General features: G+C 59.7%; 16 protein-coding genes. 7 read left to right on the plus strand and 9 right to left on the minus strand.

Annotated elements, in window-relative coordinates:
- Positions 1-1,996: DUF6531 domain-containing protein (locus tag AK821_RS19990; protein WP_236708330.1), on the minus strand; the 1,996-nt coding region annotated here is incomplete at its 3' end.
- 247 nt (positions 1,997-2,243) lie between these two features.
- On the opposite strand from AK821_RS19990, the gene AK821_RS19995 reads away from it, so the two are divergent.
- Positions 2,244-2,939: an HAD-IA family hydrolase gene (locus tag AK821_RS19995; protein WP_064391248.1), complete on the plus strand. Its 696-nt coding sequence runs from the start codon at positions 2,244-2,246 to the stop codon at positions 2,937-2,939.
- A 75-nt stretch (positions 2,940-3,014) separates the two neighbouring features.
- Here AK821_RS19995 and AK821_RS20000 read toward each other — a convergent pair whose 3' ends face one another.
- On the minus strand, positions 3,015-3,761 hold the full coding sequence (locus AK821_RS20000) for a 3-oxoacyl-ACP reductase family protein (RefSeq protein ID WP_064391249.1): 747 nt from the start codon (positions 3,759-3,761) through the stop codon (positions 3,015-3,017).
- A 127-nt stretch (positions 3,762-3,888) separates the two neighbouring features.
- On the opposite strand from AK821_RS20000, the gene AK821_RS20005 reads away from it, so the two are divergent.
- Complete coding sequence (locus tag AK821_RS20005; RefSeq protein ID WP_064391250.1) at positions 3,889-4,815, plus strand: LysR family transcriptional regulator; 927 nt, start codon at positions 3,889-3,891, stop codon at positions 4,813-4,815.
- Positions 4,816-4,920: 105 nt separating this feature from the next.
- Here AK821_RS20005 and AK821_RS20010 read toward each other — a convergent pair whose 3' ends face one another.
- The 3 genes from AK821_RS20010 to AK821_RS20020 form a co-directional block, all read right to left on the minus strand.
- Positions 4,921-5,649 (minus strand): aspartate/glutamate racemase family protein, encoded by a 729-nt coding sequence (locus tag AK821_RS20010; protein ID WP_064391251.1) that lies wholly within the window; start codon positions 5,647-5,649, stop codon positions 4,921-4,923.
- A gap of 55 nt (positions 5,650-5,704) precedes the next feature.
- Positions 5,705-7,243 (minus strand): NCS1 family nucleobase:cation symporter-1, encoded by a 1,539-nt coding sequence (locus tag AK821_RS20015; RefSeq protein WP_064391252.1) that lies wholly within the window; start codon positions 7,241-7,243, stop codon positions 5,705-5,707.
- A 579-nt stretch (positions 7,244-7,822) separates the two neighbouring features.
- On the minus strand, positions 7,823-8,557 hold the full coding sequence (locus AK821_RS20020; RefSeq protein ID WP_064391253.1) for a phosphoadenylyl-sulfate reductase: 735 nt from the start codon (positions 8,555-8,557) through the stop codon (positions 7,823-7,825).
- A gap of 164 nt (positions 8,558-8,721) precedes the next feature.
- Here AK821_RS20020 and thrH point away from each other — a divergent pair, with 164 nt between their 5' ends.
- A complete protein-coding gene (gene thrH / locus AK821_RS20025; RefSeq protein WP_064391254.1) occupies positions 8,722-9,339 on the plus strand; it encodes a bifunctional phosphoserine phosphatase/homoserine phosphotransferase ThrH in 618 nt (205 codons plus the stop codon).
- A 125-nt stretch (positions 9,340-9,464) separates the two neighbouring features.
- Here thrH and pabB read toward each other — a convergent pair whose 3' ends face one another.
- The 4 genes from pabB to rloA all read right to left on the minus strand — a co-directional run bounded on the left by pabB (position 9,465) and on the right by rloA (position 14,188).
- On the minus strand, positions 9,465-10,808 hold the full coding sequence (pabB, locus tag AK821_RS20030) for an aminodeoxychorismate synthase component I (RefSeq protein WP_064391255.1): 1,344 nt from the start codon (positions 10,806-10,808) through the stop codon (positions 9,465-9,467).
- A 316-nt stretch (positions 10,809-11,124) separates the two neighbouring features.
- Entirely contained in the window at positions 11,125-12,111 is a 987-nt protein-coding gene (locus AK821_RS20035; protein WP_064391256.1) for an alpha-L-glutamate ligase-like protein, read from the minus strand.
- A complete protein-coding gene (rloB, locus tag AK821_RS20040; protein ID WP_064391257.1) occupies positions 12,111-13,646 on the minus strand; it encodes an osmotic stress tolerance membrane protein RloB in 1,536 nt (511 codons plus the stop codon). Before rloB ends, AK821_RS20035 begins: the two co-directional genes overlap by 1 nt.
- Positions 13,647-13,651: 5 nt before the next feature.
- Positions 13,652-14,188, minus strand: coding sequence for a retropepsin-like aspartic peptidase RloA (gene rloA / locus AK821_RS20045; protein ID WP_053116866.1), 537 nt, complete (start codon positions 14,186-14,188; stop codon positions 13,652-13,654).
- A 357-nt stretch (positions 14,189-14,545) separates the two neighbouring features.
- On the opposite strand from rloA, the gene AK821_RS20050 reads away from it, so the two are divergent.
- From AK821_RS20050 to acnD, 4 genes are all read left to right on the plus strand, one after another.
- A complete protein-coding gene (locus tag AK821_RS20050; RefSeq protein WP_172828118.1) occupies positions 14,546-15,268 on the plus strand; it encodes a GntR family transcriptional regulator in 723 nt (240 codons plus the stop codon).
- Positions 15,265-16,158, plus strand: coding sequence for a methylisocitrate lyase (gene prpB / locus AK821_RS20055; protein WP_016983750.1), 894 nt, complete (start codon positions 15,265-15,267; stop codon positions 16,156-16,158). Before AK821_RS20050 ends, prpB begins: the two co-directional genes overlap by 4 nt.
- A 147-nt stretch (positions 16,159-16,305) precedes the next feature.
- Entirely contained in the window at positions 16,306-17,433 is a 1,128-nt protein-coding gene (gene prpC, locus AK821_RS20060) for a bifunctional 2-methylcitrate synthase/citrate synthase (protein WP_064391258.1), read from the plus strand.
- A gap of 206 nt (positions 17,434-17,639) precedes the next feature.
- Positions 17,640-20,234 (plus strand): Fe/S-dependent 2-methylisocitrate dehydratase AcnD, encoded by a 2,595-nt coding sequence (gene acnD, locus AK821_RS20065; RefSeq protein ID WP_064391259.1) that lies wholly within the window; start codon positions 17,640-17,642, stop codon positions 20,232-20,234.
- Positions 20,235-20,243: the final 9 nt, after the last annotated feature.

Raw genomic sequence — 20,243 nt, forward strand, 5'->3', positions numbered from 1 at the left:
CAGCCAGTTGCCGCTGCAAAATGACGTGGGTGTCATCGTAGTCATAACGCTCGCTGTCACCGACCGCGTTGGTCGCGGCCAACAAGCGTTGACGGGCGTCGTAGCAGTAGCTGACGAGGTTTTGTTCAGTCGCCCATTCACCACGCTGAAACGTCTGGTAATCAACTGCAACCAACTGCGCCCGGTCATAACGCAACAACAGCGCACGACCCGCGCCGTTATCCAGTCGCTGCACCCGGTCAGACCGATCGCGCTGCAGCGTCAGACGATTGCCATAAACATCACTGATCGCCGTCAGCAGACCCGCGCGAAAGTGATAGAACCGCGCCGTGTCCCCGGCCAGCGCAAGGATCAACTCCTCCGGTTCATCGCCAAGAAAAATCGCTGCCCGCGACAAACTGTTGTGAATCGCCGGTCGCTCGACGCTCGGCAGCGGGAACCGCGTTCGACGGTTTTCGTGATCGACCCAGACGACCTCATCACCCAAAAACTCCAGCCGATGCGCCAGCGAATGGCTCCAGCCAAAGCCCAGCCCGACATCGATCTCGACGGCGCTCGAGCGATACAGACGGCTGAACTCGAGCGGCAGCACGCCATCGAGCACCGCATCGGACAGGGTCAGCAGTTCTTCGCCGGTGACCATCGACACCGGACAACCGTTGGTGCAGGTCAGCGGTACGCAGTCGGCGCTGTCGCCGTTGGGGTTTTTTGCTTGATCGGGTGAGTCATCATGATGCTCATGCCGCTGCAATTGAGCCATGCCGCGTGACTTGTCCCGCGCGATAGGCAGGGGATTAGCCACCTTCAAAACCATGGAGTCAGCCTGGCGAATGTTCAACGCAATGGCTGGCGTTGGTTTCAACTCGACATCACGCGCGTTAACCGCGAGCGGCTTCAGCACGCGCGCATGCCCGCTCAGCTCGGACGCCGGGTTCAGCTCCGCCAACCGCGACGCCGAAGCCGTCAACCATTCCCGTGCCCGCGGCGACTTGATCTTCGCCAATACCTTGCTGCTCAAGCGCATCTGCACACCGATGCCGCCACACACCCTCATCAACAGAAAGCTGATCAGCAGTTCGACGCGAACTTCGGCGACTACTTCCGCCAGGTACTGCGGTGGCAACATCTTCAGCCAATTGGTAAATGCCGCCAGTTGAATGAACAGCAGCGGCTCATCACTGAGCATCAGCAAAGCGTTGGCGATGGCTTCGCTGGAGGCTTGCAGCAGCGCCGCAAGTTCAACCGGGCTCAGGTAGTCCAGGAGTTTTTCGCTGTTGGCCTGCAAGTCGGCGAGGAGAGCGAACAGTTGCTTGATGTCATCCCAAACCCCGTTCAGGACATTCTCGAATCCGCGCCAGTCTGCCTGCTGCAACTGACCATAACGGTCAAGAAATCCGGCGCTGGAAAACTCCTTCCACTGCGGCTGAAACCCAGTCCACTCGTCACGCAGCCAACCTTCCAGATGGGCGAGCGTTGCCTCGTAGGAGGCATACAGCGTCCGCACATGCTCGGCGCAAACATCGGGAAAGAAGGTGATGCGATAACGCTGGCCCCGATCGCAGTCGGCCACTTGCAGAATGCCGCTCGAACCGATGGTGTAGTACAGCGGCTCGCCAAAGGTCAGGACGCCGTCGATTTCAGCCAGCACCGGTTCGAGTGTTACCGGGGTATCGCCGATCGGCACGAACCGAGCCGCGTCGAACATGTGCACCAGCGTCAACGGCCCGCTGGCCGGACACATCGCCACCGATGAACTGATCGGTTGACGAGACTTGATCGGTGCGCTGAGGCGTACGTCGTTGCCGACGGTGAACACTTGTTCGGCATCCAGCGCCGTCCCGGTCCAGAACTGCTCGGCCCAGGCCTCGTAGTCGTTGAGGCACAGGCGAAACTCCCTGATCAGGCTTTCAAAATCCGGATGCCGGGGATTGAGCGCTGCAACTACCAGCAGGCCGATGCTGTTGTTCAGGGCCAGTAACCGATCGGTCTCAAGCATTCGCAGTCTCTCGCGCACGTCAAAAAAGGTGCGGGGACTTTGCTGGGGATGAAAAAGGAAAGAAGTCGGGTAAGTAGGTGATGCCTGTAGGATGTTTCGCTAAATGCTTGCGAGTAGTTCATCGGTTCAACGGAGATTGCCCGTTGCCCAATGTCCTTCGCGCTCGTTATGCTGCTGAACCCTTTAATCAGATCCGAGCAGCGACCTGCTTCAGGCGCCTGGGATGTCTTTTTTAACGGATCCGATGATGAATGCACCGCTGAAGGCGTTCGGCCCGATCAAGGCCGTGATTTTCGATATGGACGGTTTGCTGCTGGACACCGAGGGCATTTACACCGAGGTCACCTCGCTGATTGCCCAGCGTTACGGGCGCACCTTCGACTGGAGCGTCAAGCAGAACATCATCGGTCGCGGTGCCAACGACCTGGCGAACTACGTGGTGCAGGCGCTGGATCTGCCGATCACCGCCGAAGAATTTCTGGTGATCCGCGAGCCATTGATGCGTGAGCGTTTTCCCACTGCGCAAGCGATGCCGGGTGCCGAGGAACTGATCCGTCACCTCAAGGCGCACAACATTCCCATCGCGGTGGGCACCAGTTCGTCGCGCCAGTCGTTTGGCCAGAAAACCACGCTGCACCGCGACTGGTTTGCGTTGTTTGATTACATCGTTACGGCGGACGACCCGGAAGTCGGCGCGGCTAAACCTGCTCCGGACATTTTCCTCACTGCTGCCCGGCGTCTGGGCGTTGCACCTGAAGATTGTCTGGTGTTCGAGGATTCGCCGTTTGGCGTGACCGCCGCGAAAGCCGCCGGGATGACTGCCATCGCCATCCCTGATGCGGCCATGGCCGATGAAAAATACGCACACGCTGACGGGATTCTTCGTACGCTGAAAGCCTTCACACCGAGTGCCTGCGGATTACCGGCGCTGGAATGGGCTTGAACACCTGACACAGAAAAACGCCGCCCCTCTGTAAAAAGAGGGGCGGCGTTTTTCGCTCAGGCGATTCGGAAACAATCAGGCGCCGAAACCACCGTCGATGGTCAGGCTGGCACCGGTGATGTAACCGGCTTCCGGGCCCGCCAGATAAGCGACGAAGCTGGCGATTTCCTCGGCTTTACCGTAGCGACCGACGGCCATCAGCGGGATCAGGCTTTCGGCGAAGTCACCCTGCGCCGGGTTCATATCAGTGTCGACCGGGCCAGGTTGCACGTTGTTGACGGTGATGCCGCGAGGGCCAAGATCGCGGGCCAGGCCTTTGGTCAAACCGACCAGCGCCGATTTACTCATCGCATACACACCGCCGCCGGCGAAGGGCATGCGGTCGGCGTTGGTGCTGCCGATGTTGATGATGCGTGCGCCTTCGCCCATGTGTTTGGCGGCTTCCTGCGAGGCGATGAATACGCTGCGAATGTTGATCGCCACAGTCTGGTCGAAGTCTTCGAGTTTGAAGTCTTCCAGTGGTGCGACGGCCAGTACGCCAGCGTTGTTAACCAGAATATCGACTCGGCCAAAGGCTTCGACGGTGGCGTTGACGGCGTGGCGAATGGCGGCGGCATCGGCGCTGTCGGCTTTGATCGCCAGAGCTTTGCCACCGTTGGCGGTGATGCTGTTTTGCAACTCTTCAGCTTTCGCGGCGGAGCTGACGTAAGTGAAGGCTACTGCAGCGCCTTCAGCGGCGAGACGTTTGACGATGGCAGCGCCGATACCACGGGAACCGCCTTGAATCAGAGCGACTTTACCGCTGAGGTGTTGAGTGGTCATGTTCGATCTCCAGAGTGTTCAAGGCGGGAATGCCTTGGTATTGGTGGCGAGTATCGGCTTGGCATCGACAACTGTGTAGACCATGATTGCTATAGTCTGTGTAAACCAGAAGTTTATAGTGGCGATCATGGAAACCTTCAGCAGCATCGAATGCTTCGTGCGCAGTGCCGAGGTCGGCAGCTTTGCCGAAGCCGCGCGGCGCTTGAGTCTGACCCCGGCGGCAGTCGGCAAGAGTGTGGCCAAACTTGAAGTGCGGCTTGGCGTACGGCTGTTCCAGCGTAGTACACGCAGCCTGACGCTGACCGAGGCCGGACAACTTTTCCTCAATCAGGTCAGTGGCAGCCTGACCACTATTCAAAATGCCGTGGCCAATCTGTCCAGTGTCGAAGGGCTTCCGGCGGGAACGCTGAAGGTGAGCATGGGCGCAGCGTTCGGCTGTCTGCACATCGTGCCGATGCTCGGAGAGTTTTTGCGGCGATATCCGGCGATCAACCCGGACTGGCATTTCGATAATCGACAGGTCGATCTGATCGCCCAGGGCTTTGATGCGGCCATCGGTGGCGGTTTCGAACTGCCGCAAGGCGTGATCGCACGCAAGTTGAGCCCGGCGCATCGGATATTGGTCGCGTCCACCGACTATTTACAGGCCAATCCCGTGATCGCCGAGCCGGACGACCTCAGCCATCACGACGGCATTCTGATCCGCTCGCCGCAAACAGGGCGTGTGCGTTCCTGGCAATTGACCGGGCGCAATCCGCAGAACTGTCGGCCGTTGACGCTCAAGGCACGGATGACGATGAGTGATTCCGAGGCCGCTTGCAGGACGGCGGCGCAAGGCTTGGGAATTGCGCTGGTGAGCATGCCGTTTGCGGTGGGGTATCTGGAGTCGGGGAGATTGCAGCGGGTGTTGCCGGACTGGTTTGTCGATGATGGCAATATTTCGATTTACTACGCCGAGCATAAGTTGTTGCCGGGCAAGACGCGGGCGTTTGTGGATTTTGTGATTGAGCAGTTTGCGGAGCGGGGGTTGGCGCGGCGGTTCAGTACGATTTGAGCAAGGCATCAGACCGAGGGGTGGCCATCGCGAGCAGGCTCACTCCTACATTGGAATGCGTCCGCCTGTAGGAGTGAGCCTGCTCGCGATGAACGATAACGCGGTCTAGCGGGCAAACCGCCCCGGCCAGCCAATAATGTTCTTCGGTCGCGGCGTCGCATACGTTCGCACCTTCGACGTCGACAAGCGCAAGCGCACCAGCGATTCCGCAATCGTCACCGCTGCCGTCACGCCGTCCACCACCGGCACGCCGGTACGTCGACGAATCTGTTCATCCAGCCCGGCCATGCCGCCGCAACCCAGGCAAATCACCTCGGCTTTATCCTGCGTCACCGCCAGTTCCGCCTGTTGCACGATGGCTTCCAGCGCACGCTGCGGCTCGTGTTCCAGCTCCAGAACGGCCAAACCACTGGCACGCACTGAAGCGCAGCGATCCCACAGACCGGACAATTTCAACCGATCCTCGATCAGCGGCACGGTGCGATCCAGCGTGGTCACCACCGAATACGCGTGGCCGAGAAACATCGCCATACTCGCCGCCGCATCAGTGATATCCACCACAGGAACGTTGAGCAATTCCTGCAAACCTTCACGGCCATGTTCGCCATAACCGGCCTGAATCACCGCATCGAACGGCTGATCGTAGGCCATCACCCGATCCATCACCGCGATGGCCGCCAGGTAGCTTTCGAAATTGCCTTCAATCGAGTCGGCGCCAAAGAACGGCGTCAAACCGACGATTTCAGTACCCGGTGAAGCGACAGCCTGCGCCGAGCGGGCGATGGCATCGGTGATGGATTCGGTGGTGTTGACGTTGACCACGAGAATACGCATGGGGAAATCCTTATAGCGGGCAGTTCTGCGGCCCGAAGTCCGGGCCGCGAGGGAGTTAATGGCAGACGTTGTCGACCGCAATGGATTCGCCACTGACGTCGGCGTAGTGCGGCTGGCGTTTGGCGATGATCAGGTAAAGCATTCCGGCAATCCCCGCACCGATCAGCCAGGAGAACGGCGAGACGTTGTGGAAACCGGGAACCAGCGCGAGGACGATGGCGATCAGCGCCGCAGGAATAAACGCCGCCACCGCACGGAAATTGATCCCGCGGCTGTAGTAATAAGCGCCGTTGGGATCTTCGCTGTAGAGCTGCGGGACGTTGATCCGGCCTTTGCGGATCAGCCAATAGTCGACCATGATTACGCCGTACAGCGGGCCGAGCAGGGCGCCGAGGCCGGACAGGAAGTACACGATCACCAATGGGCTGTTGTAGAGATTCCACGGCAGAATCAACACGGCGATGGTGGCGCTGATCAGCCCGGCGCGGCGGAAGGTCAGGTATTTTGGCGCCAGGTTGCTGAGGACGAAGGCCGGAGCGACGAAGTTGGCCATGATGTTCACCGCCACTGTGACGATCAGAAACGCCAGGCAACCGAGCACCAGGAAGAACGTGTTGGGGATCGAGGCGATGATCTCGGTCGGGCTCTCGATGATCCGGCCATTGATCTGAAATTGTGCACCGCAGAGCAGGACAGTAATCGCGGCGAACACCAGAATATTCACCGGCAAACCCCAGAAATTTCCTACCTTGATGGTCTTGCGGCATGGCGAAGAGCGGGCGAAGTCGCAGAAGTTGAGAATCAACGTGCCGTAGATCGCCAGCCACAACGCGCCGCCGGCAAAGATGTTGCGCCACATCTCGCCACCGGTCAGCGGTTCGCGAGTCGACCAAGCGATGGTCGCGTTGGCCTGGAAGTACATCCACGCGGCAAGCGCAGCGACGGTCAGCAGAATCACCGGTCCGGCAAACGCTTCGTAGCGGCGCACCATTTCCATGCCGTAGGCAAGGATCGCCAGTTGCACGAACCAGATCGCCACGAAACACACCCAGCCCAAAGTCGACAGGCCAAGAATCGAGTTGTGGTCGTATTCGGCGAAACCGGGGTGTACCGCTGTGAGCAATACGCGAAAGACCACCGAGGCCAGGTACGTCTGAATACCGAACCAGGCAATGGCGATAACCGCCCGGATCAACGCAGGAATCTGCGCCCCGTGAATGCCGAAACTGATCCGGCTGATGACCGGAAACGGCACGCCGGTTTTCTGTCCCATGTAGCCGGACAGGTTCATGAAGAAATACACCAGCGCCGCGCCGATCCCCAGCGACAACAGAATCTGCCAGCCACCCAGGCCCAACGCGTACAAGCCGATGGCGAAGGAGTAGTTGGCGATGTTGTGCACGTCGTTCGTCCACAGGGCGAAAATGCTGTATTTGCCCCAGCGTCGACCTTCGGCCTTGGTCGGTGCCAGGTCGCTATTGTGCAGGCGCGGACTGAGTTTTAACGGCTCGGTGAGTCCGTCATGGGGTAACGGTTGGGTAACGGGAGAGGCGGGCAGATTCAGCGCGATGTTATTGGAGAGACTTGTACGCATTCCGGCAGGCTCCTGATGTTCAGGGCCGCGATGACTGTACATAAGCCGTCAGGCTCGACAAATCTTCGTCGCGGCAGTGAAAAACATCACTGGTTACGGGGCATCTGCAGCCTGTACGGGATAGGGCGCTTCAGGCTTGCGGATCGAAAGTGTGGGTATGTTCTGCAGTTTTGTATACAAAACATGTATGCACTAAAGCCAGATTTGTGCCAGTTAGCGGTCTATGTGCAGCTGTGCTCATTTCGAAAAGTTATCGATGCACGCTAAGTCTTTGAAAATAAGTGGTTAAAAATTGACCGTTTGAACAGGTATTTATTTTTGATGAGGGATTTTCAGGAAAGGCGAGAGCGAGGGATTTTCAGGCGGGATGTAACTTTTCAGGGCGCGGAAACAAAAAAGTGCACACATAAATGGCACCGATGGTGACATTCGTGTGTACACATTTATTGAGTCGCTAGTGACCTTTGTAGGAGTGAGCCTGCTCGCGATAGCGGTGTATCAGCCAAAAAAATCATCGGCTGATAAAACGCTATCGCGAGCAGGCTCACTCCTACAGGGGGAAATCAGCGCGGCAGGGAGTTACGCCTTGCTGATGATATTCCCCGCATGCAGCCCGCATTCTTTCTGCGTCGCTTCTTCCCACCACCAGCGACCTTCACGCTCATGCTGGTTCGGCAGAACAGGGCGGGTGCACGGTTCGCAGCCAATGCTGATGAAGCCGCGCTCATGCAGGCTGTTGTACGGCAGCTCGAGCATGCGGATGTAGCCCCAGATCTCTTCGCTGGTCATCTGCGCCAGCGGGTTGAACTTGTACAGGGTGCGTTCCGGCGTGGAGAACGCGCCGTCGATTTCCATCACCGCCACGGCGCTGCGGGTGCCGGGGCTCTGGTCGCGGCGCTGGCCGGTAGCCCAGGCTTTGACGGTGGACAGTTTGCGGCGCAGCGGCTCGATCTTGCGGATGCCACAGCATTCGCCGTGGCCGTCCTTGTAGAAACTGAACAGGCCTTTTTCCTTCACGAACGGTTCCAGTTTCGTGTAGTCCGGCGAGACGATTTCGATATCGATCTTGTAGTGCTCGCGCACCTGCTCGATGAAGCGGTAGGTCTCCGGGTGCAAGCGGCCGGTGTCGAGGCTGAACACCTTGACGTTTTTGTTGAGCTTCCAGGCCATGTCCACCAGCACCACATCCTCGGCGCCGCTGAAAGATATCCACAAGTCATCGCCGAACTCGGCAAACGCGAGTTTGAGGATGTCTTGCGCGGATTTGTTGGCATAGGTCGTGGCGAGTTCCACGACGTCGAACGTTGCACTCATCAGGGCGGCTTCCTACAGGTCAGTGGCGCTGGGCGCTCTATATGGGGCCGATGGTAACAAAAAGCTGCGTGGCTCGGGGTGCGCTGTGCGTTGCGCGAGTGGATTTGAGCCGCTAGAGTTCGGCCTCGCTCGACTCAAATAATCAATACAAACGGGAGTGTCTTGTGGAAATTGCTTGCCTGGATCTTGAAGGAGTGTTGGTGCCGGAAATCTGGATCGCCTTCGCCGAAAAAACCGGAATCGACTCCCTCAAGGCCACCACCCGGGACATTCCCGATTACGACGTGCTGATGAAGCAGCGTCTGCGCATCCTCGACGAGCACGGCTTGAAGCTGTCCGATATTCAGGAAGTGATCGCCACGCTGAAGCCGCTCGACGGCGCGGTGGAGTTCGTCAACTGGCTGCGTGAGCGCTTTCAAGTGGTGATTCTGTCGGATACGTTTTATGAGTTTTCCCAGCCGCTGATGCGTCAGTTGGGCTTCCCGACCTTGCTTTGCCATCGTCTGATCACTGACGAAAGCGGGCGGGTGACCAGCTATCAGTTGCGGCAGAAAGATCCGAAGCGCCAGTCGGTGCTGGCGTTCAAGAGCCTGTATTACCGGGTGATTGCGGCGGGGGATTCGTATAACGATACGACGATGCTGGGCGAGGCGGATGCGGGGATTCTGTTTCATGCGCCGGAGAATGTGATTCGCGAGTTTCCGCAGTTTCCGGCGGTGCACAGCTTTGCCGAGTTGAAGCAGGAATTCTTAAAGGCCTCCAACCGCGACCTCAGCCTGTAAGCCTGGCTACCTGATGATCGTTCCCACGCTCTGCGTGGGAATGCCTCAATGGACGCTCCGCGTCCGCTTGGGACGCGGAGCGCCCCGGGCTGCATTCCCACGCGGAGCGTGGGAACGATCATTGCTCAGAGGGTTTGCAGGGTTTCGAGGAGGATTCTGACTTTAGTAATCGACTCCTGATACTCCGCCTGCCAGTCCGAATCAGCAACAATCCCGCCACCGCCCCAGCAACACACCTGCCCATCCTTGACCAACAGACTGCGAATCGCGATAGAACTGTCCATCTCGCCGCGCACATCCAGATACAGCAACGAGCCGCAATACAAACCGCGCCGGGTCGGCTCCAGCTCATCGATGATCTGCATCGCACGAATCTTCGGCGCGCCGGTGATCGAGCCGCCGGGGAAGCTGCCGGCAATCAGATCCAGTGCATCACGGTCGTCCGCCAGATCACCGGTGACGCTGCTGACCAAGTGATGCACGTTCGGATAGCTTTCCAGACTGAACAGCTCCGGCACGCGCACCGAGCCGATGCGGCAGGTGCGCCCGAGGTCGTTGCGCAGCAGGTCGACGATCATCAGGTTTTCTGCGCGATCCTTGGGGCTGGCCAGCAGTTCGGCGGCGTTGGCGGCATCTTCTGCTGGAGTCAGGCCACGGGGGCGAGTGCCTTTGATGGGCCGGGTTTCGACTTGGCGCCGGCTGACTTTGACAAAGCGCTCGGGCGACAGGCTCAGCACTGCGTCGCCACCGGACAGGCTCTGGAAGCCGGAGAACGGCGTGGGGCAGGCTTCGCGCAATTTGCAGTAAGCCAGCCACGGATCGCCCTGACACGCCGCGCGAAAGCGCTGGGCGAAGTTGACCTGATAGCAGTCGCCGGCCTGGATGTAATGCTGAATGCGTTCGAAGGCCTGACGGTAATCGTCGGCCGAGAGGTCGGCGGTCATCGGATTGTTCAGTTTGAACGGTACCAATGTGTCTGTGTGTGGCTGAGTGAGCAGCGCTATCAGCCGTTGCTTCTCGCTATCGATCACCGACGGGTGGAAGACCAATTGGCTGGTGGCCGACTGGTGATCACTGATCAGTGCCCAGTTGTACAGGCCAAAACGTGCATCCGGTAATTGCAGATCATCGCGAGCCTGGCTCGGCAGGTTTTCCAGATGCCGGCCGAAGTCATAGCTCAGATAGCCGATCAAGCCGCCAGCGAATGGCAGTTCGAAACCCGCTGGTAAATCAGCCTCACCGAGGCGATTCAGATTGTCACGCAGACGTTGCAGGAAATGGCTGCCGCTCTCGTCCGGCAACACCGCCAGTTGTTCCAGCGGCCAGGCGCTGAGCAGGTCATAACGGCCGCGGTCAGCGCTTGGGCGGCCACTGTCGAGCAGCACGGCGCCGGGGGCGTTGCGAATGGCCGCGAAGTAGTCGGCGGGATTGGCGCGGTAGGGCAGCGGGTGTACGGAACAGGTCAACATGGGCGAGGCAGATCGGCCGTTGAGGCGGGGTGGGGATTGTAGTCCTCTCTCGGCTGTCAGATCAAAATCAAAAGCCTACCCCCTCACCCCAGCCCTCTCCCCCAAGGGGGCGAGGGGGAAAGGGAGCCGATCTTCATGCTTTTCAAGATCCAGGTTCGGCTCGATATCTCAAGCTGGCGGGGGGAAGGGGGCAGATCGGGGGCTTTTCAAAACTTGAGCTCGACTCAAGACTTTCAGGTCGGCGTACCTCGAACATCCACCTCGGTCAGTCCCCTCTCCCACTGGGAGAGGGTTAGGGTGAGGGGCTTTTCAGCTTTTAGCCTTCCACAGCAGGAATATGCCCAAACATTTCCTGGGTAAACGCCACGCGCTCTTCAACCGATTCCGTCACCCCACGCGCCTTCAGCTCTTCCAGCCGCGCTTCAACCGCATGCGTACGCAACGTCAGCCCACAATCATTGGCAATCTGAATATTCAACCCAGGCCGCGCATTCAACTCTAGAATCAGCGGACCCTTCTCCTGATCCAGCACCATGTCCACGCCGATATAACCCAACCCGCACAGCTCATAGCAGCCAGCGGCGAGTTTCATGAAACCGTCCCAGTAGGGCAGTTGCACGCCGTCCACCGCGTTGGTGGTGTCGGGGTGTTTGGTGATGATGTTGTTCAGCCAGGTGCCGCGCAGGGTCAGACCGGTCGCCAGATCGACACCGACACCGATGGCGCCCTGGTGCAGGTTGGCCTTGCCGCCGGACTGCCGGGTCGGCAGGCGCAACATCGCCATCACCGGATAACCCATCAGCACTATGATGCGAATGTCCGGCACGCCTTCGTAGCTGATGCTTTTGAAAATCTGATCCGGCGTTACCCGGTATTCGATCAGCGCCCGATCACGATGGCCGCCCAGCGAGTACAAACCGGTAAGAATGCTTGAGATGTGATGCTCAAGCTCTTCGTGGGCAATGATCTTGCCCGATACCGTGCGGTAGCGGCCTTCGAAACGGTCGGCGACAACGATGATGCCGTCACCGCCGGCGCCCTGGGCCGGTTTGATCACGAAGTCGCTGCGCCCGCCGATGATCTCGCCGAGCTTGTCGATTTCCTTCTCGGTGGAGATCACGCCATACAGTTCCGGCACGTGAATGCCGGCCGCGATGGCGCGCTCCTTGGTGATGATCTTGTCATCGACGATCGGGTACAGACTGCGCTTGTTGTACTTGAGCACGTAGTCGGCGTTACGCCGATTGATGCCCATGATGCCCCGCGCCTCCAGGGCCTTCCAGGTCTTCCAGAAACCGAACATCAGGCGTCAGCCTTCTTCAGGAAAGCCTTGAAGCGCACCAGTTCCGTCAGGCGGTAGCCGCGATAACGCCCCATTGCCAGCATGAAGCCCACCAGGATCAACAGGATCGCCGGGAAGGTGAACACGAAGTAGACCAGTTCAGGCACGGTCATGATCAGGTGCGCCAGGGACGCGGCGAACAGCGTGCCAATCGCGACTTTCATCGCATGGCTGGCGCCGCGCTCTTCCCAGGTGATCGACAGGCGTTCGATGGTCATGGTCAGAATCACCATCGGGAACAGTGCCACGGACAAGCCGCGCTCCAGACCGAGTTTATGGCTGAACAGACTGATAGCCGCGATCAGTACCACGACAAAGGTCAACACCACCGACAGTCGCGGCAGCATTTGCAACTTCAGGTGTTCCAGATACGAACGTAATGACAGGCCCAGCGCCGTAATCACGGTAAACAGCAGAATGCCGAAGCCCAGTTGCGTTTCACGGAAGGCGAGGGCGATCAGTACCGGGGTAAACGTGCCGAGGGTCTGCAGGCCAATCAGGTTGCGCAGGATCAGGATCACCAGCACGCCGATCGGGATCATCACCATGATCATGAAGGTCTGCTGGGTCTGCAGCGGCAAGCCGTACAGCGAGTATTCGAGGAAGTTGGCGTCGGTGTTTTCGTCGGTCAGCTTGGCCAGACGAATCGCGTTCATCTCGCTGTTGTTCAGGCTGAAGGTCACGTTGGCTTTCTTGCCGCCGTCGACGGTGATCAGGTTTTCATCGCCGGTCCACCACAGCAGGCGGTCGGTCGGCAGGCCTTGCTCGCCGGTTTCCGGGTTGAAGTACAGCCAGTCGTTGCCGTTGAAGCTGCGCAGCCACAGTTCGGGCATTTGCGGCTGATCGGCGACGAGGCGGATGGTGTGGACTTTTTCCACCGGCACGTGGGCGATGGACAGCAGCAGTTCGACGATCTTGGCTTTGTGCGCGGTCGACGGATCGCCGGCCAGCAGCAGTTTCACGTTGTCATCGTTGAGGTTGTTGACGCGTTTGATCGCCTCGCCGATGAAGGTTTCGACGTCAGCCGAGTGCTGGCGGATCGGCGCGAGCAGGGCTTCGGCGGCGATTTTTTCCGGGCCTTCGATGGCGCTGCTGTCGCGGGAGGTCGGGCCTTTGATCTTGGTTTTTTCCGCGGTGTAACGCTTGGTCAGCACCAGACGGTAATAAAGCGTCTGGTTGCCCTTCGCGCGACGGGCCGACCAGGTCACCTTGCGGTTGCCGTCGACGCGGTTCACGGCGACGCCGTAGTTATTGGAGATAAAGCTTTCGTTGAGGCTGACGTAATCGCGGCTCAATGGCGGCACGAACATCTGGATCTTCACCGGATCCTTGGTGCTGGCGACGAACTCGACCTTGGCGTCGATGTTCCACAAGTCGTCGGTCGCATCTTCGGTCACCGGGATGCCGAGTACGAAAATCTGATAGGCCGTAACCGAAACGCCCAGCAGCACCAGAATGGTGATCAGGATTTTCAGGTGGAAGGTTAGAGAACGCATGGAAATTACTCGGCGGTATGAGCGGCGATGGTGCAGGCGGGTTTGCCGGCAGCGTATTTAAGACTGGGGTCGACCAGCGCATCGAAGCGTTTCAGCGCCTCGGAGCCAATCAAAAGCGGGTATTGGAACGCACTTCGGTCGGTCAGGTTCACTTCGATGCTGCGCATTGCCGTGCCCATGCAGATATCCAGCTCGATCACCGGACGGGCGGTGTACTTCTTGCCTTCTTCCGGGTCGTAGTCGCCGGCACGGCGCTTGATCTTGCTGACCCGGGCCAGTGGCCGTTCGATCGGGTGCGAATGCGCGGCGTCGATGGCCAGGTAGAAACGTACCCAGGACTCGCCGTTGCGTTTGAAGCGTTTAATGTCGCGGGCACTCAGCGAGGCGGTTTTCGCGCCGGTGTCGAGTTTGGCCGCGACTTCCAGATTGATGCCGTCAAGCGAAGCGTATTCGTTGAGGCCATACACGGTTTTTTCCCCCGCGGCGGCAAGGCCGGGCAGGCAAAACAGGGCAAAGAATGTGGGGAAGGGCTTGAGTCTCATAAATCCTGGTGCGCAGCGTTCCGTTTTCGGTTCAGGTCCTTGGCAAAACTTGCGCAAGGCCCTTCGTGTGCCTATCAGCTTTTTATGACAAGCCGTACAAATGGCCAGCAAATGCGGGCGGCATTCTAGCACGGTGGGTTTATGGCGCCAGCGCTTGGGCCGGTCTATAAAAGATCAAAAGATCGCAGCCTTCGGCAGCTCCTACATTGGATTTGCGTGCGCCCTGTAGGAGCTGCCGAAGGCTGCGATCTTTTAAGGTTATTAGACGATTGTCGACAATACCTATTTATCCTTTGACTGATGCGGGCGAATTGGCTAGTTTTTGCCGCATTGGATTTAAAGGTGTCGACAATCATGCTGGATCAACTCGATCCCCCGGTCATTAGCGGCGACGATTCCGAGACGCTTTCGGAAAACGTCTTCCGGCGCATTCAAGCGGCCATCGTCAAAGGCGAGATCGCCCCGGGCAGCAAGATCTCCGAGCCGGAGCTGGCGCGCACCTACGGCATCAGCCGCGGGCCGTTACGTGAGGCGATCCATCGTCTCGAAGGCCAGCGCCTGCTGGTGCGGGTGCCGCATGTCGGCGCACGGGTGGTATCGCTCAGCCATGCCGAATTGCTCGAACTCTACGAAATCCGCGAATCCCTCGAAGGCATGGCCTGCCGTCTGGCGGCCGAGCGCATGAGCGTCGAAGAAATCGACGAACTGCGCCGCGTGCTGGAGACCCATGAGCGCGACGCGGCGTTTCAGGCTGGCGTCGGTTACTACCAGCAGGAAGGCGATTTCGATTTCCACTACCGGATCATCCAGGGCAGCGGCAACCGTACGTTGACGCAGATGCTCTGCGGCGAGCTGTATCAACTGGTGCGCATGTACCGCATCCAGTTTTCCACCACACCGAACCGCCCGCGCCAGGCGTTTGCCGAACACCACCGGATTCTCGATGCCATCGCCGACCGTGACGGCGAACTCGCGGAATTGTTGATGCGCCGTCACATCGGCGCCTCAAAACGCAACATCGCCCGTCATTACCAGGACGGCGCCCACAATAAGACAGCCACTGAACGAGGTGAGTCATGAGTTCCAAGCACAGCACTCCAGGCCAGCGTTTCCGCGATGCGGTCGCCAGCGAGCATCCATTGCAGGTGGTCGGCGCGATCAACGCCAACCACGCGCTGCTGGCCAAGCGCGCCGGTTTCAAGGCGATCTACCTATCCGGTGGCGGGGTGGCCGCAGGCTCGCTCGGCGTGCCGGACTTGGGCATCACCGGCCTGGATGACGTGCTGACCGACGTGCGCCGTATCACCGACGTTTGCGATCTGCCGCTGCTGGTCGATGTGGACACCGGTTTCGGCTCGTCGGCATTCAACGTGGCGCGCACCGTCAAGTCGATGATCAAGTTTGGCGCGGCGGCGATTCACATTGAGGATCAGGTTGGCGCCAAGCGTTGTGGCCACCGTCCGAACAAAGAGATCGTCAGCCAGCAGGAAATGGTCGATCGCATCAAGGCTGCGGTTGATGCGCGTACCGATGACAGCTTCGTGATCATGGCGCGCACCGATGCGCTGGCGGTGGAAGGTCTGGAATCGGCACTCGATCGCGCTGCCGCGTGCATCGAGGCCGGCGCCGACATGATCTTCCCGGAAGCCATCACCGAACTGGAGATGTACAAGCTGTTCGCCAACCGCGTGAAAGCGCCGATTCTGGCCAACATCACCGAGTTCGGCGCGACGCCGCTGTACACCACCGAGCAACTGGCCGGCGCCGATGTGTCGCTGGTGCTCTATCCACTGTCGGCGTTCCGTGCGATGAACAAGGCGGCGGAAAACGTCTACACCGCCATCCGCCGCGATGGCACGCAGCAGAATGTCATCGACACCATGCAGACTCGCATGGAGCTTTACGATCGCATCGATTACCACACGTTCGAGCAGAAGCTCGACGCGTTGTTTGCACAAAAGAAAGGCTGAATCAAACCCTGTGGGAGCGAGCCTGCTCGCGAAGGACGCCAACGATAACGCGGTGTCCCTGATGCACCGAGGTGTTCCAGCCACCTTCGCGAGCAGGCTCGCTCCCACAAGTTTCCCCATACAAATTCAAGAAGATTGGAGAACACAATGGCCGAAGCAAAAGTACTCAGTGGCGCCGGGCTCCGTGGCCAGGTTGCCGGGCAAACCGCACTGTCCACCGTGGGCCAGGCCGGTGCCGGGCTGACCTATCGCGGCTACGACGTGCGCGAACTGGCAGCCGATGCGCAATTTGAAGAAGTCGCCTACCTGCTGCTCTACGGCGAACTGCCAACCCAGGCGCAACTCGACGAATACCAAGGCAAGCTGAGCAAGCTGCGCGCCCTGCCGCAAGCGCTGAAAGAAGTGCTCGAACGCATCCCCGCCGACGCCCACCCGATGGACGTGATGCGCACCGGTTGCTCGTTCCTCGGCAACATTGAGCCGGAGAAAGACTTCTCCGAACAGCGCGACAAGACCGACCGCCTGCTCGCCGCGTTCCCGGCGATCATGTGCTACTGGTATCGCTTCAGCCACGACGGCAAACGCATCAACTGCGTGACCGATGAACAATCCATCGGTGGCCACTTCCTGCATCTGTTGCACGACAAGAAGCCAAGCGAACTGCACGTCAAAGTGATGAACGTCTCGCTGATCCTCTACGCCGAGCACGAATTCAACGCCTCGACCTTCACCGCCCGCGTTTGCGCCTCGACCCTGTCTGATCTGTATTCCTGCGTCACCGCCGCCATCGGTTCGCTGCGCGGCCCGCTGCACGGTGGCGCCAACGAAGCAGCGATGGAAATGATCGAACGCTTCTCGTCGCCGGAAGAGGCGATCAAAGGCACCCTCGGCATGCTTGAGCGCAAGGACAAGATCATGGGCTTCGGCCACGCGATCTATAAGGACAGCGATCCACGCAACGAAGTGATCAAAGGCTGGGCGAAACAGCTGGCTGACGAAGTCGGTGACAAGGTGCTGTTCCCGGTTTCCGAAGCCATCGACAAGACCATGTGGGAACAGAAAAAACTCTTCCCGAACGCCGATTTCTACCATGCCTCGGCGTACCACTTCATGGGCATCCCGACCAAGCTGTTCACGCCGATCTTCGTTTGCTCGCGCCTGACCGGCTGGGCTGCACACGTGTTCGAACAACGCGCCAACAACCGCATCATCCGTCCAAGCGCCGAGTACGTCGGCGTTGAACAGCGCAAGTTCGTGCCAATCGAACGTCGCTGAAATGGTGAGGGCCGAATACTGATCTCGAAGCTCACCTAAATCCCTGTGGGAGCTGGCTTGCCAGCGATGACGGCGTCACATCCAACAATGATGCTGACTGACCCACCGCTATCGCTGGCAAGCCAGCTCCCACAGGGTTCAGTGTGAATTTCGAAGTCGGTGCCAGGCATCATCCTTGCAACCACCGTGACCCGAGTCCTGACCCGATGAACACAGAATTGCGCAAAACCCTGCCCGGCAGTCCTCTGGATTATTTCGACGCTCGCGCGGCTGTCGAAGCGATCCAGCCCGGCAGTTACGACACCCTGCCGTACACCTCCCGCGTGCTGGCGGAAAACCTCGTGCGTCGCTGCGACCCGGCCACGCTCACCGACTCTCTCAAGCAACTGATCGAACGCAAACGCGACCTCGACTTCCCGTGGTTCCCGGCGCGTGTGGTCTGCCACGATATTCTCGGCCAGACCGCGCTGGTCGACCTCGCTGGCCTGCGCGACGCGATCGCCTTGCAGGGCGGTGACCCGGCGCAAGTCAACCCGGTAGTGCCGACGCAATTGATCGTCGACCATTCGCTGGCGGTGGAAGCGGGCGGTTTCGACAAGCAGGCGTTCGAGAAAAACCGCGCCATCGAAGACCGGCGCAACGAAGACCGTTTCCACTTCATCAACTGGACCAAAAAGGCCTTCAAGAACGTTGATGTGATCCCGCCGGGCAACGGCATCATGCACCAGATCAACCTGGAGAAAATGTCGCCGGTGATCCAGGTGCGTGAAGGCGTCGCGTTCCCCGACACCTGCGTCGGCACCGACAGCCACACCCCGCACGTCGATGCGTTGGGCGTGATCGCCATCGGCGTAGGCGGCCTTGAAGCCGAGAGCGTGATGCTCGGTCGCGCGTCGTGGATGCGTCTGCCGGAAAGCGTTGGCGTCGAACTGACCGGCAAGCTGCAACCGGGCATCACCGCCACCGACATGGTGCTGGCGCTGACCGAATACCTGCGCAAACAGAAAGTCGTCGGCGCATGGCTGGAGTTCTTCGGCGAAGGTGCGGCTGCTCTGACCCTCGGCGACCGTGCGACCATCTCCAACATGGCCCCGGAATACGGCGCCACCGCAGCGATGTTCTACATCGATCAGCAGACTATCGACTACCTGAAACTCACCGGTCGTGAAGACCAGCAAGTGCAGCTCGTCGAGCAGTACGCCAAGCTCACCGGCCTGTGGGCGGATAGTCTGAAAGGCGCGCAATACGAGCGTGGCCTGACTTTCGATCTGTCCTCGGTGGTGCGTAACATGGCCGGCCCGAGCAACCCGCACGCTCGCGTTGCAGTGTCGGATCTGGCGGCCAAAGGCATCTCCGGGCAGTGGGATGACGTGCCGGGGCAAATGCCTGACGGCGCGGTGATCATCGCCGCCATCACCAGTTGCACCAACACCAGCAACCCGCGCAACGTCATCGCTGCCGGCCTGCTCGCGCGCAACGCCAACAAGCTTGGCCTGACGCGCAAACCGTGGGTGAAATCCTCGCTGGCGCCGGGTTCGAAAACCGTGGCGCTGTACCTCGACGAAGCGGGGCTGACCACTGAACTGGAGCAGCTCGGTTTCGGCGTTGTCGCCTTCGCTTGCACCACCTGCAACGGCATGTCCGGCGCACTCGATCCGCTGATCCAGCAAGAGATCATCGACCGCGATCTGTATGCCACCGCCGTGCTCTCGGGCAACCGCAATTTCGACGGCCGCATCCACCCGTACGCCAAGCAAGCGTTCCTCGCGTCGCCGCCGCTGGTGGTGGCGTACGCCATCGCCGGGACCATCCGTTTCGACATCGAGAAGGATGTGTTGGGCGTGGTCGACGGCAAGGAAATCCGCCTGAAAGATATCTGGCCGAGCGATGAAGAAATCGACGCCGTGGTGAAGTCTTCGGTCAAGCCTGAGCAGTTCCGTCAGGTCTACATTCCGATGTTCGCCGTCCACGAAGACACCGGCCCGAAAGTCACGCCGCTGTACGACTGGCGCGAGATGAGCACCTACATCCGCCGTCCGCCGTACTGGGAAGGCGCACTGGCCGGCGCGCGTCCGCTGAAGGGCATGCGCCCGCTCGCGGTGCTGCCGGACAACATCACCACCGATCACCTGTCGCCCTCCAACGCGATCATGCTCGACAGCGCCGCTGGCGAATACCTGGCGAAAATGGGCCTGCCGGAAGAGGACTTCAACTCGTACGCAACGCACCGTGGCGACCACTTGACCGCACAGCGCGCGACCTTCGCCAACCCGAAACTGTTCAACGAAATGGTCGTGGAAAACGGCAAGGTCAAACAGGGTTCGCTGGCGCGTGTCGAGCCGGAAGGCAAGGTCATGCGCATGTGGGAAGCCATCGAAACCTACATGGAACGCAAGCAGCCGCTGATCATCATCGCCGGCGCCGATTACGGTCAGGGATCGTCCCGCGACTGGGCGGCGAAAGGCGTGCGTCTGGCCGGTGTCGAGGCGATCGCCGCTGAAGGTTTCGAGCGCATTCACCGCACCAACCTGGTGGGCATGGGCGTGTTGCCGCTGGAGTTCAAAGCGGGCACCGACCGTCACACCCTGGCCATCGACGGCAGCGAAACCTACGACGTGATCGGTGAGCGCAAACCGCGCGCGGATCTAACCTTGGTGATCCATCGCAAGAATGGCGAGCGCGTTGAGGTGCCGGTGACTTGCCGTCTGGATACCGCTGAAGAAGTGTCGATCTACGAGGCTGGCGGCGTGTTGCAACGCTTCGCTCAGGACTTCCTTGAAGAGTCGGCGGTTGCCGTTTAAATCAACTGA

This window comes from Pseudomonas sp. RIT-PI-r (assembly GCF_001297015.1).
GTDB lineage: Bacteria > Pseudomonadota > Gammaproteobacteria > Pseudomonadales > Pseudomonadaceae > Aquipseudomonas.

What these genes read in the sequence shown, in the direction of transcription:
- AK821_RS19995 (WP_064391248.1), top strand. Translation starts at nt 2,244, where the DNA reads ATGAATGCACCGCTGAAGGCGTTCGGCCCGATCAAGGCCGTGATTTTC.
- AK821_RS20000 (WP_064391249.1), bottom strand. Translation starts at nt 3,761, where the DNA reads ATGACCACTCAACACCTCAGCGGTAAAGTCGCTCTGATTCAAGGCGGT.
- AK821_RS20005 (WP_064391250.1), top strand. Translation starts at nt 3,889, where the DNA reads ATGGAAACCTTCAGCAGCATCGAATGCTTCGTGCGCAGTGCCGAGGTC.
- AK821_RS20010 (WP_064391251.1), bottom strand. Translation starts at nt 5,649, where the DNA reads ATGCGTATTCTCGTGGTCAACGTCAACACCACCGAATCCATCACCGAT.
- AK821_RS20015 (WP_064391252.1), bottom strand. Translation starts at nt 7,243, where the DNA reads ATGCGTACAAGTCTCTCCAATAACATCGCGCTGAATCTGCCCGCCTCT.
- AK821_RS20020 (WP_064391253.1), bottom strand. Translation starts at nt 8,557, where the DNA reads ATGAGTGCAACGTTCGACGTCGTGGAACTCGCCACGACCTATGCCAAC.
- pabB (WP_064391255.1), bottom strand. Translation starts at nt 10,808, where the DNA reads ATGTTGACCTGTTCCGTACACCCGCTGCCCTACCGCGCCAATCCCGCC.
- AK821_RS20035 (WP_064391256.1), bottom strand. Translation starts at nt 12,111, where the DNA reads ATGTTCGGTTTCTGGAAGACCTGGAAGGCCCTGGAGGCGCGGGGCATC.
- rloB (WP_064391257.1), bottom strand. Translation starts at nt 13,646, where the DNA reads ATGCGTTCTCTAACCTTCCACCTGAAAATCCTGATCACCATTCTGGTG.
- rloA (WP_053116866.1), bottom strand. Translation starts at nt 14,188, where the DNA reads ATGAGACTCAAGCCCTTCCCCACATTCTTTGCCCTGTTTTGCCTGCCC.
- prpB (WP_016983750.1), top strand. Translation starts at nt 15,265, where the DNA reads ATGAGTTCCAAGCACAGCACTCCAGGCCAGCGTTTCCGCGATGCGGTC.
- prpC (WP_064391258.1), top strand. Translation starts at nt 16,306, where the DNA reads ATGGCCGAAGCAAAAGTACTCAGTGGCGCCGGGCTCCGTGGCCAGGTT.
- acnD (WP_064391259.1), top strand. Translation starts at nt 17,640, where the DNA reads ATGAACACAGAATTGCGCAAAACCCTGCCCGGCAGTCCTCTGGATTAT.